This window comes from Curtobacterium sp. PhB137, from assembly GCF_003814955.1.
Lineage (GTDB): Bacteria > Actinomycetota > Actinomycetes > Actinomycetales > Microbacteriaceae > Curtobacterium.
On record NZ_RKQO01000008.1, the window covers coordinates 262,667 to 277,643 of the forward strand.

The 14,977-nt window shown below is 71.5% G+C and carries 12 protein-coding genes; 2 read left to right on the top strand and 10 right to left on the bottom strand.

The window, feature by feature from the left end; genetic code table 11:
- Positions 1–102: 102 nt before the first annotated feature.
- The gene (gene gap / locus EDF28_RS15660) at positions 103–1,107 is read right to left on the bottom strand and encodes a type I glyceraldehyde-3-phosphate dehydrogenase (protein ID WP_123938926.1); all 1,005 of its coding nucleotides are present in this window, start codon (positions 1,105–1,107) and stop codon (positions 103–105) included.
- A 111-nt stretch (positions 1,108–1,218) separates the two neighbouring features.
- Positions 1,219–2,169 carry a GlxA family transcriptional regulator gene (locus EDF28_RS15665; RefSeq protein WP_123938927.1) on the bottom strand — a complete coding sequence of 317 codons (951 nt, stop codon included), beginning with the start codon at positions 2,167–2,169 and terminating at the stop codon, positions 1,219–1,221.
- A gap of 93 nt (positions 2,170–2,262) precedes the next feature.
- Between EDF28_RS15665 and EDF28_RS15670 the strand changes: the two genes are divergently transcribed.
- Positions 2,263–2,706 carry a prevent-host-death protein gene (locus EDF28_RS15670; RefSeq protein ID WP_123294062.1) on the top strand — a complete coding sequence of 148 codons (444 nt, stop codon included), beginning with the start codon at positions 2,263–2,265 and terminating at the stop codon, positions 2,704–2,706.
- Complete coding sequence (locus tag EDF28_RS15675) at positions 2,699–3,145, top strand: cytotoxic translational repressor of toxin-antitoxin stability system (protein WP_185094268.1); 447 nt, start codon at positions 2,699–2,701, stop codon at positions 3,143–3,145. The genes EDF28_RS15670 and EDF28_RS15675 overlap by 8 nt, the downstream gene beginning before the upstream one ends.
- A 3-nt stretch (positions 3,146–3,148) precedes the next feature.
- On the opposite strand, the gene EDF28_RS15680 is transcribed toward EDF28_RS15675, so the two are convergent.
- The 8 genes from EDF28_RS15680 to ligA form a co-directional block, all read right to left on the bottom strand.
- Positions 3,149–3,871, bottom strand: coding sequence for a methyltransferase domain-containing protein (locus EDF28_RS15680; protein WP_123938928.1), 723 nt, complete (start codon positions 3,869–3,871; stop codon positions 3,149–3,151).
- Positions 3,868–4,947: a type III polyketide synthase gene (locus EDF28_RS15685; protein WP_123938929.1), complete on the bottom strand. Its 1,080-nt coding sequence runs from the start codon at positions 4,945–4,947 to the stop codon at positions 3,868–3,870. Before EDF28_RS15685 ends, EDF28_RS15680 begins: the two co-directional genes overlap by 4 nt.
- A 123-nt stretch (positions 4,948–5,070) precedes the next feature.
- Positions 5,071–6,576: an Asp-tRNA(Asn)/Glu-tRNA(Gln) amidotransferase subunit GatB gene (gene gatB / locus EDF28_RS15690; protein WP_123938930.1), complete on the bottom strand. Its 1,506-nt coding sequence runs from the start codon at positions 6,574–6,576 to the stop codon at positions 5,071–5,073.
- A complete protein-coding gene (gene gatA, locus EDF28_RS15695; RefSeq protein ID WP_111085022.1) occupies positions 6,576–8,120 on the bottom strand; it encodes an Asp-tRNA(Asn)/Glu-tRNA(Gln) amidotransferase subunit GatA in 1,545 nt (514 codons plus the stop codon). Before gatA ends, gatB begins: the two co-directional genes overlap by 1 nt.
- The gene (gene gatC / locus EDF28_RS15700) at positions 8,117–8,416 is read right to left on the bottom strand and encodes an Asp-tRNA(Asn)/Glu-tRNA(Gln) amidotransferase subunit GatC (RefSeq protein ID WP_111085021.1); all 300 of its coding nucleotides are present in this window, start codon (positions 8,414–8,416) and stop codon (positions 8,117–8,119) included. Before gatC ends, gatA begins: the two co-directional genes overlap by 4 nt.
- Positions 8,417–8,561: 145 nt before the next feature.
- Entirely contained in the window at positions 8,562–10,892 is a 2,331-nt protein-coding gene (locus EDF28_RS15705; protein ID WP_123938931.1) for a transglycosylase domain-containing protein, read from the bottom strand.
- A gap of 201 nt (positions 10,893–11,093) precedes the next feature.
- Positions 11,094–12,461, bottom strand: coding sequence for an alpha/beta hydrolase (locus EDF28_RS15710; RefSeq protein WP_123938932.1), 1,368 nt, complete (start codon positions 12,459–12,461; stop codon positions 11,094–11,096).
- Positions 12,462–12,643: 182 nt separating this feature from the next.
- Positions 12,644–14,977, bottom strand: coding sequence for an NAD-dependent DNA ligase LigA (gene ligA / locus EDF28_RS15715; RefSeq protein WP_123938933.1), 2,334 nt, complete (start codon positions 14,975–14,977; stop codon positions 12,644–12,646).

Sequence of the window (14,977 nt, forward strand, 5' to 3'; positions counted from 1 at the left end):
CGCCCGGTCCCGTGAACTGTCGCACAGCCCGAAACGTGACCACGACCGGACCGGAGGCGCGGCGCCAGCCCGCGCCGCGCCTCCAGTCCGACCGGCCGCGGCCTACGCCCGCGCCAGCATCCCGAGCGTGTCGACCACGCGGTTCGAGAAGCCCCACTCGTTGTCGTACCAGGCGACGACCTTCACGTGCCGGCCCTCGTCGACGCGGGTGAGCAGCGAGTCGAAGATGCTCGACTCCGGCCGCCCGGTGATGTCCGTCGACACGAGCGGGTCCACCGTGAACGCCAGGACCCCGGCGAGCGGACCGGCAGCCGCGGCGCGGTATGCCTCGTTCACCTCGTCCACGGTCACGTCCCGCGACACGACGGTGTTCAGCTCGACGATCGACCCGACGGGCACCGGCACGCGGATGGCGTCACCGGACAGCTTGCCCTCCAGGCGGGGCAGCACCAGCCCGATGGCCTTGGCAGCCCCGGTCGTCGTCGGCACGATGTTCACGCCGGCAGCGCGGGCCCGACGCAGATCACGGTGCGGCCCGTCCTGCAGGTTCTGCTCCTGCGTGTACGCGTGCACGGTGGTCATGAACCCGTGTTCGATCCCCGCCAGGTCGTCGAGCACCGACGCCAGGGGTGCGAGCGCGTTGGTCGTGCACGACGCGTTCGAGATCACCGTGTGCACGGCCGGGTCGAACGTGTCCGAGTTCACGCCGAACGCGATGGTGGCGTCCGCTCCGGTGGCCGGCGCACTGATGAGGACCCGTCGGGCGCCGGCGGTCAGGTGCCCGGCTGCCGCGTCGCGTGCGGTGAAGCGTCCGGTGGACTCGAGGACGACCTCGACGCCGAGTTCGGCCCAGGGCAGGTCCGCCGGCGTCGTCGATGCGAGCACGCGGACGCGGCGGCCGTCGATGACGAGCGTGTCGCCGTCGACCTCGACGGTGCCGTCGAACGGCCCGAGGGCGGAGTCGTAGCGGAACAGGTGCGCGAGTGTGTCGGGGGCGGTCAGGTCGTTCACGGCGACGACCTCGAGGTCGTCACCGCCCCGTGCGAGCAGGGCGCGGAGCGTGTTGCGGCCGATGCGGCCGAAGCCGTTGATGGCGATGCGGGTCATGTGGAGTTCCTTTCGTTCCGTGGTCCATGCTCACGGGCCGGGAGGCACGGCTCCAGTGGCAGGGAAGCCAGCGTCCGAAAGGATGTCGCCACCACCGCCGCGTCGGCGCGGTCAGTCCTGGAACGTCCGGCGGTACTCGGTGGGCGAGGTCCCGAGGATCCGCCGGAAGTGCGTCCGCAGGTTCGCGTCGGAACCGAGGCCCGCTCGTTCGGCCACCTGGTCGACGCCGAGGTCGGACTGCTCCAGGAGCTCCCGGGCGAGGTCGACGCGCGCCCGCAGCACCCACTGCATCGGCGTGTACCCGGTGTCCTCCACGAACCGACGTGAGAACGTCCGGGTCGACACCGTGGCGTTCCGCGCGAGCGCTTCGAGCGTGAGCGGCTCGGCGAGGTGCCGGAGCGCCCACTCCCGGGTGTCGGCGAACACGTCGCCGAGCGGTTCGGGCACGCTCCGCGGCACGTACTGCGCCTGGCCGCCGCTGCGGTACGGGGCGCTGACGAGCCGTCGGGCGACGTGGTTCGACAGCGCCACACCGTGGTCCTGTCGGACGATGTGCAGGCACAGGTCGATCCCGCTCGCGGCGCCGGCACTCGTCAGCACCGAGCCCGCGTCGACGAACAGCACGTCCTCGTCGACGTCCACCTCGGGGTACCGCTCACGGAGCACCCGCGTGTAGTGCCAGTGCGTCGTCGCCCGGCGGCCGTCGAGCAGCCCGGCTGCCGCGAGCGCGAACGCCCCGGTGGAGATCGCCGCGATGCGGACGCCGCGCTCGTGGGCCCGCGCGAGTGCCGTGACGACGTCGGCCGGCGGCGCCGAGTCCGACGGACGACGGTAGCCGGGCACGAAGACGGTCTCCGCCCAGTCCAGTGCCTCCAGCCCGTGGTCGACCGCGTAGGCCAACCCGTCGCCGCCGGTGATCCGACCGGCCCGGGGGCCGCACACCCGCACCTCGTAGGGCATGCTCGGCCGGTTCGAGAACACCTGCGCGGGGATCCCGACGTCGAGCGGTTTCGCGCCGTCGAGCACCAGGACCGCGACGCGGTGCAGTGGGGTCCGGGCCATACCGGCGACGCTAGCCGAACACGTCACCCTCGCGTTCTCCACAGATCTGTCAGCCCCCTCCCCTAGGATCAGCACACCACGTACGCTCCGTACGTGCCGTACTCACCGGAGGCCCTCGTGCCCATCGCAGCCGACTACCCCACGTACTCGCGCGCCCGCGAGCACTTCAAGGACATGCTCGACGCCACCGCGACCGGCCGCACCGTGACGGTCGCCCGCGACGGCGCCGTCTCCGCGATGCTGCCCGTCGACCGGCTTCGCGACTACTTCTTCCGGACCGTCTCCCCGCGGGTCAGTGTCTTCCGCGAGGCCGGCGCGGTCGTCGCCCTCATGGAGGGGCGCCCGTTCGTCGCCCAGGGAACGGACGTCGACGACGCACTCGACGACCTCGCCCTGTCGCTGCGGGAGTACGCGGTCGACTGGGAAGACCGTCTCCAGCACGCCCCGAACCACCACGACGCGTGGGCGCTCGTCCAGCTGGTCAAGCTGTCCACGGACGCCGAACTGCGCGACTGGTTGGAGCGCGGCGGTGAGTAGCCCGAGGCACCCTGCTCCGAACCGCGAGCACCACGACACGTTCTGCACGACCGAGCGCTGGACACTGGTGCGCGGCGCCACCGGTCAGCCCGTCCGGCACCATCGCACCTACGAGCTCGTGCTCTGGGACGCACGCGTCCTGCGCACCCGGATCTCGAAGCCCGTCGACCGGTCGACCTACGGTGCGCGCATGTGGGCGCACGTCCTGCGCCACCAGCTGCAGGTCGATGCACCGGCCTTCTGGCGCTGCGTCGACGACGGCACGCTGCCGGACCGGGGCAGCCCCGTGCACCAGGCGCCCGCGAACGCCCTCCCGCTGTACCTGGTGCGGGCACTCCACGACCTCGGTGTGCCCGAGTCGGAGATCCTCGATCTCGGACCCGCCGGCGCTGCCGAACTCCACGCCGAGCTCCTGCGCCGGGCGGCCGAGCCGTCCTGACCGTCAGGCGTCGCGGACGGCCAGCACCCGGTGCGGCGATGCCCGTTCCGCTCGCCACCCGCTCGGCAACGAGTCCCGCAGCTCCGCCAGCGTGAAGGACCGGCGGATCGACCGCAGGCCGTCGATCCGGACGAAGGTCCCCGCGGACACCAGCGGCGACGCCAGCGCGTACGCCCGGTAGGCCTCGCGCGACCGACGGATGTCCGAGTGCACGCTGCGACCCGACGCGAGCGCCTCCGAGTCCGCCAGGAACCCGTTCCGCTCGTCGTCGCCCAGGTGGTGCAGGACGTGGTTCGACACCACGACGTCGAACCGCTCGCCCGCCGTCACCAGGTCACCGCTCGACTGCTGCCGGAAGGTGACACCCCGCGGTGCCCGTCGGTTCGCCGCGTCGATCGCCCGCGGGTCCGGGTCGACCCCGACGACCTCGACGTCGAACCCGTCGCTCGCCGCCCACCGCACGACGGCACGGGCCAGGTCGCCGCCGCCGCACCCGAGGTCGAGGACCCGGGCGCGGCCGTTCACCGGCAGGGCCGGTACGACGTGGGTCCGCCACGCCGAACGCCAGCCGCTCACCAGGGCGTTGACGAGCGCGAAGCGCCGGAAGGTCCGCGCGAGCGCGCGCGGGTCGCAGTCCGGGTCGTCCATGAGTTCGGTCAGGTCGACCGCGCGCGTGCGCAGGTCGAGGACCGGGAGGCCCGTGGAGCCGCCGTCGGGACGGCTCACGTGCGCACCATGGTCAGTCGCGCACTCTCGACCGTGAGACCGGGGCCGAAGGCGAGCGCCACGACGGCAGCACCGTCCGGGATCCCGGCGTCGAGGGCCTCGCGGAGCACGAACAGCACGGTGGCGCTCGACATGTTCCCGTGGTCGCGCAGCACCGTCCGGCTCGCCGCGATCGCCGTGTCCGGCAGGTCGAGCGCCTGCTGCGTGCGGTCGAGGATCGCGCGGCCACCGGGGTGCACGGCCCACACCGGCACGTCGGCGGCGGGACCGTCGAGCAGCGACGCGACGGCTTCGGCGACGCTCGTGCCGACGAGCTTGGGCACGGCGGTGCTCAGGACCATCTCGAAGCCCTCGTCGCCGATGTTCCACGCCATCTCGCCGGCGCTCTCGGGCACGACGGCGGTGGCGAACGCGTCGAGGCGCAGGCCGGGGCCGTCGGCGGTGACCACGACGGCGGCGGCACCGTCCCCGAAGACGCTGTTCGCGACGATCTGGTCCGGGTCGTCGCTCGCGCGGACGTGCAGGGTGCAGAGCTCGGCGCAGACGACCAACACGACGGCGCCCGGGTCCGCCTCGGCGAACGCGGCCGCGATCCGGAGTGCCGGGAACGCCGCGCAGCACCCCATGAACCCGATGTGGTGGCGGAAGACGTCACGACGCAGGCGGAGCTCGGTCACGATGTCCAGGTCCGGGCCGGGCTGCGTGAACCCGGTGCACGACACCGTGACGACGTGCGTGACCGAGGCCGCGTCGACGTCTGCGCGGTCGAGCGCGTCACGAGCAGCCTCGACGAAGAGCGGCGGCGCGAGCTCGCGGTAGCGGTCGTTGCGGGTGCCCGTGGAGGGTGAGTGCAGCGCGCCGTCCGTGTCGCGGAACGCGCCCGCTGGACGGCTCCGGTCGAGTTCGGCCAGCACGGTGTGCCGGTGCTCGACCGCCGAGGCGTCGAAGGCTGCGGGGACGAGCCGCCGGCCGAGACGACCGAGTTCGGGCTGCGCAGCGAAGAGGTCTCGCACGGCAGCCTGCTCGAGCGTCGTCTCCGGGACGGCGGTTCCGATGGCGCGGATCGTTGCGGACACGACTCATCCTGTCACCGGGTCGCTGACGCGTCCCCAGGTTCTCCCACACCGCGCAACGGACACAGCACCGTGGTTTCCCACGGTGCTGTGTCCGGAACCTGGTTCCGCGGAACGGAACGGCGACTACGCCTGCTGCGCGCGCTCCAGCACCAGCTCACGGACGCGGGCGGCGTCCGCCTGGCCCTTCATGGCCTTCATGACGGCACCGATGATGGCGCCGGCGGCCTGGACCTTGCCGTCCTTGATCTTCGCGAGCACGTCCGGCTGGCCGGCGAGTGCCTCGTCGACCGCGGCGGTGAGCGCCGAGTCGTCGGACACGACCTTGAGCCCGCGGGCCTCGACGACCTGGGTCGGCGAGCCCTCGCCGGCGATGACGCCCTCGAGCACCTGGCGTGCCAGGCGGTCGGTCAGGTCGCCGGACTCGACGAGCGCGATGACCTCGGCGACGTGCTGCGGCGACACGAGGTCGCCGGGCTCGGCGTCCTGCGCGTTCGCGACACGGCTGATCTCGCCGGTCCACCACTTGCGGGCCGCCTGCGGCGCGGCTCCGGCGGCGACGGTGCCCTCGACCTGGTCGAGCAACCCACCGTTCACGACGTCCTGGAACTCCAGGTCGGCGAAGCCCCAGTCGCCCTTCAGGCGACGGCGGCGAGCCACCGGGGCCTCGGGCAGGGACGCACGGAGCTCCTCGACGACCGCGGGGTCCGGCACGACCGGCAGCAGGTCGGGCTCGGGGAAGTAGCGGTAGTCGTCGGCATCCGACTTCGGACGGCCGGCCGAGGTGCGGCCGGTGTCCTCGTGCCAGTGACGGGTCTCCTGCGTGATCGAGCCGCCGTCGGCCAGGATCGCGGCCTGGCGCTGGATCTCGTAGCGGATCGCACGCTCGACGGCACGGAACGAGTTGACGTTCTTCGTCTCGGTGCGGGTGCCGAGCTTCTCCTGGCCGCGGGGGCGCAGCGAGATGTTGGCGTCGCAGCGAAGGTTGCCGCGCTCCATGCGGGCCTCGGAGACACCGAGTGCACGCACGAGGTCGCGGATGACCTGCACGTACGCGGCACCGAGCTCGGGGGCACGGTGCTCGGCACCGAAGATCGGCTTCGTGACGATCTCGACGAGCGGCACACCGGCGCGGTTGTAGTCGACGAGCGAGTACTCGGCACCCTGGATGCGGCCGGTGGCACCACCGACGTGCGTCAGCTTGCCGGCGTCCTCTTCCATGTGGGCGCGTTCGATCGGGATGTTGAAGATCGTGCCGTCGGCCAGCTCGACCTCGACCTCGCCCTCGAACGCGATGGGCTCGTCGAACTGCGAGACCTGGTAGTTCTTCGGGTTGTCCGGGTAGAAGTAGTTCTTCCGGGCGAACCGCGACGACTCGGCGATCGAGCAGCCGAGCGCGAGGCCGAGCTGGATCGAGTACCGGACGGCCTGCGCGTTGACGACGGGCAGCGACCCGGGCAGCCCGAGGTCGACCGGCGTCACGTTCGTGTTCGGCTCGCCACCGAAGAAGTTCGGCGCGTCCGAGAACATCTTGGTCTTCGTCGCGAGTTCGACGTGCACCTCGAAGCCGAGCACCGGCTCGTAGCGCTCCAGCGCCTCGTCGAAGTCCATGAGCGCGTCCTTCTGCGCCATCAGATCACACCTTCCTGCGCAGCCGACTGCTGACTCTGGTCGAGGTCCGGGATCCGGTCGATGAGCGGGGCTCCCCACTGCTGTTCGAGCAGACGCTCGAGTGCCGCACCGTAGCGGTACAAGCGGGCGTCCTCGCGCTGCGGGGCCATCAGCTGGACGCCGACGGGCAGGCCGTCCTCGGGTGCGAGGCCGTTCGGGATGCTCATGCCGGGCACGCCCGCCAGGTTCGCCGGGATCGTGGTGAGGTCGTTGAGGTACATCGCGAGCGGGTCGTCGATGCGCTCACCGATCGGGAACGCGGTCGTCGGGGCCGACGGGCTGATGAGCAGGTCGACCTGGTCGAACGCGGCCTGGAAGTCGCGCTGCACGAGCGTGCGGACCTTCTGCGCCGAGCCGTAGTAGGCGTCGTAGTACCCGGCGCTCAGGGCGTAGGTGCCGAGGATGATGCGACGCTTCACCTCGGGACCGAACCCGGCCTCGCGCGTGGCGGCCATGACGTCCTCGACCGTCGCACCGTTCTCCGGCGTGACGCGCAGGCCGAAGCGCACCGAGTCGAACTTCGCCAGGTTCGACGAGGCCTCGGCCGGCAGGATCAGGTAGTAGGCGCTGATCGCGTAGGCGAACGACGGGGCGTCGATCTCGACGACGACCGCACCGGCCGACTCGAGCAGCGCGACGGTCTCCTGGAAGCGCTGGGTGACCCCGGCCTGGAAGCCGTCGCCACCGGCGAGCTCCTTCACCACGCCGACGCGCAGGCCGCGCAGCGTGTCCGCCTGCAGTCCTTCGCGGGCGGCGGCGGCCATCGAGGGCCAGGCGTCGGGGATCGAGGTGGAGTCGCGCGGGTCGTGCCCGCCGATGACGTCGTGCAGGAGCGCGGCGTCGAGGACGGTGCGGGCGACCGGGCCGATCTGGTCGAGGCTGGACGCCAGGGCGATCGCGCCGTAGCGGCTGACCCCGCCGTAGGTCGGCTTCACACCGACGGTGCCGGTGACGGCGCCGGGCTGACGGATCGAGCCACCGGTGTCGGAGCCGAGGGCGATGGGTGCCTCGTGCGCGGCGACGGCAGCGGCCGAGCCACCGCCGGACCCGCCGGGGATGCGGTCGAGGTCCCACGGGTTGTGGGTCGGTCCGTACGCCGAGAACTCGGTGGTCGAGCCCATCGCGAACTCGTCCATGTTGGTCTTGCCGAGCGGCACGAGGCCGGCGGCGCGGAGCTTCGCGACCGGGGTGGCGTCGTACGGCGGCATCCACCCTTCGAGGATCTTCGAGCCCGAGGTGGTCGGCATGTCCTGCGTGCACAGGACGTCCTTGATCGCGATCGGGACACCGGCGAGGGGCCCGAGGTCGTCGCCGGCCGAGCGACGCGAGTCGATCGACTTCGCGACGGCGATGGCGTTCTGGTTGACGTGCAGGAAGGCGTGCACGTCGCCGTCGACGGCGGCGATGCGGTCGAGGTGGGCCTGCGTGGCCTCGACGCTCGAGACGTCGCGCGCCACGAGGGCGTCGGCGAGCGCCGCGGCGCTCATCCGCGTGATGTCGGTCACTGTTCTTCTCCCAGGATGGCGGTCACTCGGAACCGTTCGCCGTCGGAGTCCGGCGCTCCGGAGAGCGCCTGCTCCTGCGTCAGCGTCTGGCCGACGACGTCGGGTCGGGTGACGTTGCCGAGCGGCACGGGGTGGCTCGTCAGCGGGACGTCGTCGGTCGCGACCTCGGCGACCTTGGCGACGCTCTCGACGATGTGCGACAGCTCCCCGGTCAGCTTCTCGATCTCGTCGGGCGTGAGTGCGATACGTGCGAGGTTCGCCAGGTGCGCGACCTGCTCGCTCGTGATGTCAGGCATGGTGCTCCGTCGATCGGTTCGTGGACGTCCGACAGTCTATTGGCTGCGGTCGATCACGCAGGCGCGGCTGTGGACGGCTGCCTGGAGGCCCGTCACCGGTCCGGCGGACCGGTGACGGGCCTCCAGGCGGCGTGGACCCGAGCCGTCACTTCCCGTTCTGGTCGCCCGCTGCCGGAGCCGCCGTGGCGGCGGGTGCCGCCGGTGCTGCCGGTGCTGCCGGCGCCGCAGGTGCAGCGGGTGCAGCGGTCTGCGTCGGCGTGGTCGGCGTCGACTGGTCGGCCTGCGACGGACCGGATCCCGACGACGCCGAGGACTGCGACTGCGACGACTGCGACGAGTGGCTCGCCTGCCCGATCATCGCCTGGCTCGGCGTGGGCAGGGCGTTCCCGCCGACCGTCTGGTCCAGGTACGCCATCATCGACTTCCCGACCCCGAACTTCGCGCTGTACCCGGTGGTGCCCTGCAGGAACGGCCAGTTCGCCAGGCTCACGCTCCCCTGCACGTTCCCGATCCAGGTGGCGTTCGTGTACTTCGTCGACGACGCGACGAGCCAGTTCTGCACGTCGCCGTCGGTGGTGCCGGTCTTCGCGAACTTCGGCACGCTGTCGCCGGGGTTCGCACTCGCGGCGGTGCCGGAGCCCGACAGCACGCCCTGCAGCGCGTAGTCGACGGTGCCGGCGACGTCCGCCGAGACCCCCTGCGTGCAGGACGACGGCGTCGGGGTGATCTTCGTGCCGTCCGACTCGGTGACCGAGTCGATCGCGGTCGGCGTGCAGACGACGCCGCCGTTCGCGAAGCCGGCGTAGGCCTCGGCCAGGTCGATCGGCGACAGCTCGTTGACGCCGAGGATCGACGAGGGGGTCTGCCCGAGGGCACCGCCGTCGGCGCGGTGGATCCCCATCGACTGTGCGAGCTGCGCGATCTTGCAGAGGTCGAGCTGCTTGCCCATCGCGCCGAAGGCGGTGTTGATCGACTCGACGGTGGCGGCCTGCACGGTCATCGACGCCGGCACGGACTCGGCGTTCGCGACCGGCCACGTCCCGCCGCTGACGTTCTGGCAGGAGTTCGTGAACTCCGAGTTCTGGAACGTGTGCTCGGTGGTCGACACCGATTCGGACAGGGTGTGGCCGGTCGCGAGCCACTCGGCCAGGGTGAACACCTTGTAGGTGGAGCCGGTCTGGAACCCGCCGGAGTTGCCGTAGCCGGAGTCCGCGCTGTAGTCCACCGCGGTCGACCCCGCTGCGGCGTTGTCGCCCTGCGTGTACGACGTGTTCTGCACCATCGACATGATGCGTCCGGTGCCGGGCTCGACGGTGACGTTGGAGCCGCCGACGTCGACGCCGGCCATCGTGGCCGGCACGTAGGTCGACAGTGCGGTCTGCGCCTGGCCCTGCAGGTCGAGGTCGAGCGAGGTGTGGATCTGCAGGCCCTTGGTGTCGAGCGTCGCGATGCGCGCCGCGGCGGTCTTGCCGAACGCCGGGTCCTGCAGCACCTGGTCGCGGACGTAGTCGCAGAAGTAGCCGGCGTCGTAGTTCGTCGCCGCGGTCGAGCAGCCGTTCGCGGTCTCGGTGATCTTCGGCGTGACCGGGGTCGCGATGGCCTTCGTCATCTCGGCCTTCGTGATCGACCCGTGCGCCTGCATGCGGCGGAGGACGTAGTCGCGTCGTTCCTTGGTGAGCGCGTAGCCGTTCGCCTGCCCGTTCGCCTTGTCACCGGGCACGTCGATGCGCAGGTTCGAGGGGTTGTTGAGGATCGCCACGAGCGTGGCCGACTGCACGAGCGACAGGTCCTTCGCGTGCACGCCGAAGTAGTACTCGGCACCGGCCTCGGCGCCGTACACCCGACCGCCGAGCCCGACGATGTTCAGGTACCCGGTCAGGATGTCGTCCTTCGAGTACTTCTTGTTCACCGCGATCGCGTACCGCATCTCCTGCAGCTTCCGCTGCGGGGTGACGCCGGCTGCGTCCTCGTAGCAGGCCTCCACCTTCTTCGCCGTGGCGGCCTGGTCCTTGCCGGTGAGCTCCTCGCACTGCTGCACGAGGACGTTCTTGACGTACTGCTGCGTGATGCTCGATCCGCCCTGGACGTCGCCGCCGACGACGGTCGCGGCGACTCCGCGCAGCGTGCCGAGGACGTCGATGCCGCCCTCGTCGTAGTAGCGGGGGTCCTCGGTGTCGATGGCGGCCTGCTTGAGCGTGTCCGCCATCTGGTCGGCCGCGACGTTCGTCCGGTTCTCGGCGTAGAACGACGCGATCTTGACCTGCTTGCCGCCCTTCGTCGCGTACACCGACGACACCTGCTGCGGCGTCTGCACGTCGAGGTAACTCGGCAGGTCCTCGAAGAACGCGACCGCACCCGAGGTGCCCTCACCCGCGACGGCGACCGCGGGCGTCACCGCGACGGCGACGAGCATGCCGGCGAGCACGGACATCACCACGAACATCAGGAGAGCACCAGGCCATCGCACCACACGCATGCCCCGAACCGTAGGGAGGCGGGCTGTACTGGTTCTGCCGTGGAACCGACTGAGGCTGCGCCGTCGCTCAGGTTGCCGCTCAGGCAACACCTGTCGCGGGTCGCGATCCGCGCGGGGTCGCGGATCCGGCCGGGAGGCCCGGTGCGGCCCCGGCACGTCGGCCGCCGGTCACGATCCGGTCACGCCCAGGGCCTCGCCCCGTCAGTCGCGGGGCTGCAGGTCCTGCGGACGGACCAGGTACATGTCGACCGACGCACCGACGACACCGTCGTCACCGGTGCTGCCGCGTCGGACCTGCTCGCGGACGAGGTCACCGCGGCCGATCCCGATCAGGGCGACGTCGTGCAGCGATGCGGTCCCCGGCTTGAGGTAGTCGTTGTGCCCGACCGGACGACGGAACAGGTCGCCGGCGGCCAGCGCGTCGGCACCGCCGGCCAGGTTCATCACGGTGGCGCCGAACGACGAACCGCCCGGGTCCGTGCCGTAGTACCCGGACCCGGCGATCGGGTCGCTGTGCGCGACACCGACGAACACCTCGTCCGAGGCGACGTCCAGGTCCGCCGCCGACCGGACGTCACTGCCCGGTGACCCGAGCACGGTGAGGGTGTCGGCGCTCATCCGTCCGGAGGCGAGCGCCATGAGCGCCGTCGTCGACCCGTACGAGTGCGCCACGATGTTCAGCCGGGGCTGGTCGCCGTCGCGGATCTGCCGCAGGCCGTCGACGGTGCGCTCGAGTCGCTGCGCCCCGGAGTCGGCGAGGCTGAGCGACATGATGTTCGACAGGTCGGGCGTGCGGTAGCCCATCCACGCCACGACGGCGACGCCCGTCCCGTCGCCGGAGCCGCCGGCCGCCAGCGGCGCGAGGGTCGCTTGTTCGCTCGCCAGGTCGTTGGCGGTGTTCGTGAAGTCGGCCATCTGCCCGGTCACGGTGAAGAACATCCCGGGGACGATGACGGTGACGTCCGCCGCGGTGTCGAGGTCACCGATGCTGATCGCCGCTCGCCCCGCCGCTCGGGTGTCGAGCGTGATGAGGAACCGCTGCGGGTCACCGGGTTCGCGCCGCAACGAGTCCCGCACCTGTCCGAGCATCGCGGCGTGCGCGGCTCCGGTGTCGGGGTCGGCGAGTCCCGTGGTCAGGGTCGACCGGTTCGCGCGGTCGCGGACGGCGTACGGCACGCCCTCGAGGTTGCCGATGATCGACGGCGCGTGGACCAGGAGCGTGCCCTGTTCGTCGGCGCCGAGTCCCGCCCACCACTGCGCGACGACGGCCGCCGCGGGCGGGTCGTCCTGCGCGGTCGCCACGACACGGCGGTCGTCGGCGGCACGGCGCAGGTCACCGGCGCCGAGGACCCCGAGGTCGTCGAGGAACGCCCGACCGTGCGCGTCGGCGACGGTGTCGACGTCGATCTGTCCCCCGGTCATGACCGGCTGGGGCACCGCGTGGCGCTCGGAGACGAGCGCGACCGTCACGGTGGCCGTGGCGGCATGGGTCGGAGGCGCGACGGGGGCCTCGATCACTCCGAGCGAGTGCATCGAGGCGGTGAGCAGAGCCGCGGCGATGAGCAGCAATCGGGTCTCCCCCTGGAAGGCCGTCCCGCCGTCTCCCTGCAGACGACGGGTGATGCTCTGTCGAGTGTAAGGAGAATGCCCGAGGATCGGTCATGCGCGATGCAACTTGTCCCCCGAACTGGGTGCGTCGCACGGCGCGCCGCAGTGTGCGGCCACATCGCGGTCGTGCTCGTCGCCCCGGCTCAGCCCTCGGGCGCGGGCACCTCTGGCTCGGGGAGCGCGCTCGGCCCCTCGGTCACGAGCAGGTGGAACTGCTCGGCGTCGATGATCCGGAGCCCCAGCTGCTCGGCCTTCGTGAGCTTCGACCCGGCCCCGGGACCCGCGGCCACGAAGTCGGTCTTCTTGCTGACGCTCGACGCCGCCTTGCCGCCGGCGGTGATGATCGCCTCGAGCGCGCCCTCGCGCGTGTACCCCTCGAGGGACCCGGTCGCCACGACCGTGACGCCGCTCAGGACACCGCCCTCGATCGTCGCGCCCCCGGGGCCGGGGTGGTCCGGCGTGGTGAACTGCACGCCCGCCGTCGTCCAGCGGTCGATGATCTCGCGGTGCCAGTCGACCTCGAACCACGCGAGCAGGGCGTCGGCGATGATCCCGCCGACCCCGTCGACCGCCGCGAGTTCCTCGCGCGAGGAACTGCGGATCCGGTCGAGCGACCCGAAGTGGTTCGCGAGCGCCCGCGCCGCGACCGGTCCGACGTGGCGGATGCTCAGCCCCACCATGATGCGCCAGAGCGGTTTCGTCTTCGCCGCGTCGATGTTCGCGAGCATCTCGAACGCGTTCTTCGACGGGAAGCGGCTCGGCTCGCCGGTGTAGTCCGCACCGCGTGCTTCGGGGTCGAACGGCGGGTCGGTCTTCTTGCGCGCGCGGCTGAACGGGGTCACGCGCTTCGGGGCACCGGCGTCGTCGACCTTCTCCATGCCGGTCTCGGCGTCGCGGACGATCACCTCGATCGGGACGATGTCCTGCATCGTCAGGTCGAACAACCCGGCCTCGGTCACGAGCGGCGGGGTCTCCGGGTGCAGCGGCTGCGTGAGCGCTGCGGCTGCGACCTCGCCGAGGCCCTCGATGTCGAGCGAACCGCGCGATGCGATGTGCTCGACCCGACCGCGGACCTGCGCGGGGCAGCTCTTCGCGTTCGGGCAGCGGAGGTCGATGTCGCCTTCCTTCGCGGGGGCGAGCTCGGTGCCGCACTCCGGGCAGTGCGTCGGCATCACGAACTCGCGCTCCGTGCCGTCGCGCAGGTCGATGACCGGCCCCAGGACCTCGGGGATGACGTCGCCGGCCTTCCGCAGCACGACGGTGTCGCCGATCAGGACGCCCTTCGCCTTGACCACCTGCTGGTTGTGCAGGGTGGCCTGGCGGACGACCGACCCGGCGACCTCGGCCGGGGCCATCACCGCGAACGGGGTCGCACGCCCGGTCCGCCCGACGCTGACGACGATGTCGACGAGCTCGGTGTGGACTTCTTCCGGCGGGTACTTGTACGCGATCGCCCACCGGGGTGCGCGAGACGTCGAGCCGAGTTCCTCGTGCAGGGCGAGGTCGTCGACCTTGATGACGACGCCGTCGATCTGGTGCTCGACCGAGGCACGGCGGTCGCCCGTGGAGCGGACGAAGGCGTTCACCTCGTCGATGGTGTCGAAGACCCGGTAGTGGCTGCTCGTCGGCAGCCCCCAGGTCTCGAGCAGCTCGTACACCTCGGACTGCGAGCGGACGTCGGTCTCCTGCTCGAGTTCGCGCACGGGCCACGCGCCGATGCCGTGCACGAGCATCCGCAACCGCCGGAGCCGGTCGACCATGAGCGCACGCTTCGCCTCGGACTTGCCCTCTTCCTTCTGGCGGAGGGACCCGGCGGCGGCGTTGCGCGGGTTGGCGAAGACGCGCTCCCCCGCCTCGCGCTGGTTCGCGTTGAGCTCGTCGAACTCGGCGACCGGGAAGAAGATCTCGCCGCGGACCTCGACCAGGGGCGGGTGGCCCGTCCCCGACAGCCGGTCCGGGATCGTGCCCATCGTCCGGACGTTGCCGGTGACGTCCTCGCCCACGACACCGTCACCTCGGGTCGCCGCTGACACCAACCGGCCGTGCTCGTAGCGCAGGTTGATCGCGAGGCCGTCGATCTTCAGCTCGGTCAGGAACCGGACACGCTCGGCGCCGGCGTCGCGCTGCACCTTGACGGCCCACTCGGTGAGCTCGTCGGGGCTGAACACGTTGTCGAGCGACAGCATCCGCTCGGCGTGCTCGACCGGCGCGAACTGCGTGGTCTGCGCCTGGCCGCCGACGGTCTGGGTCGGGCTGTCCTCGGTCAGGAGCTCCGGGAACCGCTGCTCGATCGCGGCGAGCCGTCGGACCAGCACGTCGTAGTCGGCGTCGGCCTCCGGTGATCCGTTGTCGCCCTGGTAGTACGCCTGTCGCAGCTCGTTGATGCGGGCCCGCAGCCGGTCGACCTCGCGCCCGGCCTGGGCGGCGTCGAGCCCGTCGGGGTCGATGGTCTCGAACGTGGCGTCGGTCTCGCTCAT

Bases quoted from the DNA above. Each gene is read 5' to 3' on its own strand.
- gatB (WP_123938930.1), bottom strand. From the start codon at position 6,576: ATGGCGCAGAAGGACGCGCTCATGGACTTCGACGAGGCGCTGGAGCGC.
- gap (WP_123938926.1), bottom strand. From the start codon at position 1,107: ATGACCCGCATCGCCATCAACGGCTTCGGCCGCATCGGCCGCAACACG.
- EDF28_RS15705 (WP_123938931.1), bottom strand. From the start codon at position 10,892: ATGCGTGTGGTGCGATGGCCTGGTGCTCTCCTGATGTTCGTGGTGATG.
- gatC (WP_111085021.1), bottom strand. From the start codon at position 8,416: ATGCCTGACATCACGAGCGAGCAGGTCGCGCACCTGGCGAACCTCGCA.
- EDF28_RS15665 (WP_123938927.1), bottom strand. From the start codon at position 2,169: ATGGCCCGGACCCCACTGCACCGCGTCGCGGTCCTGGTGCTCGACGGC.
- ligA (WP_123938933.1), bottom strand. From the start codon at position 14,977: ATGAGCGAGACCGACGCCACGTTCGAGACCATCGACCCCGACGGGCTC.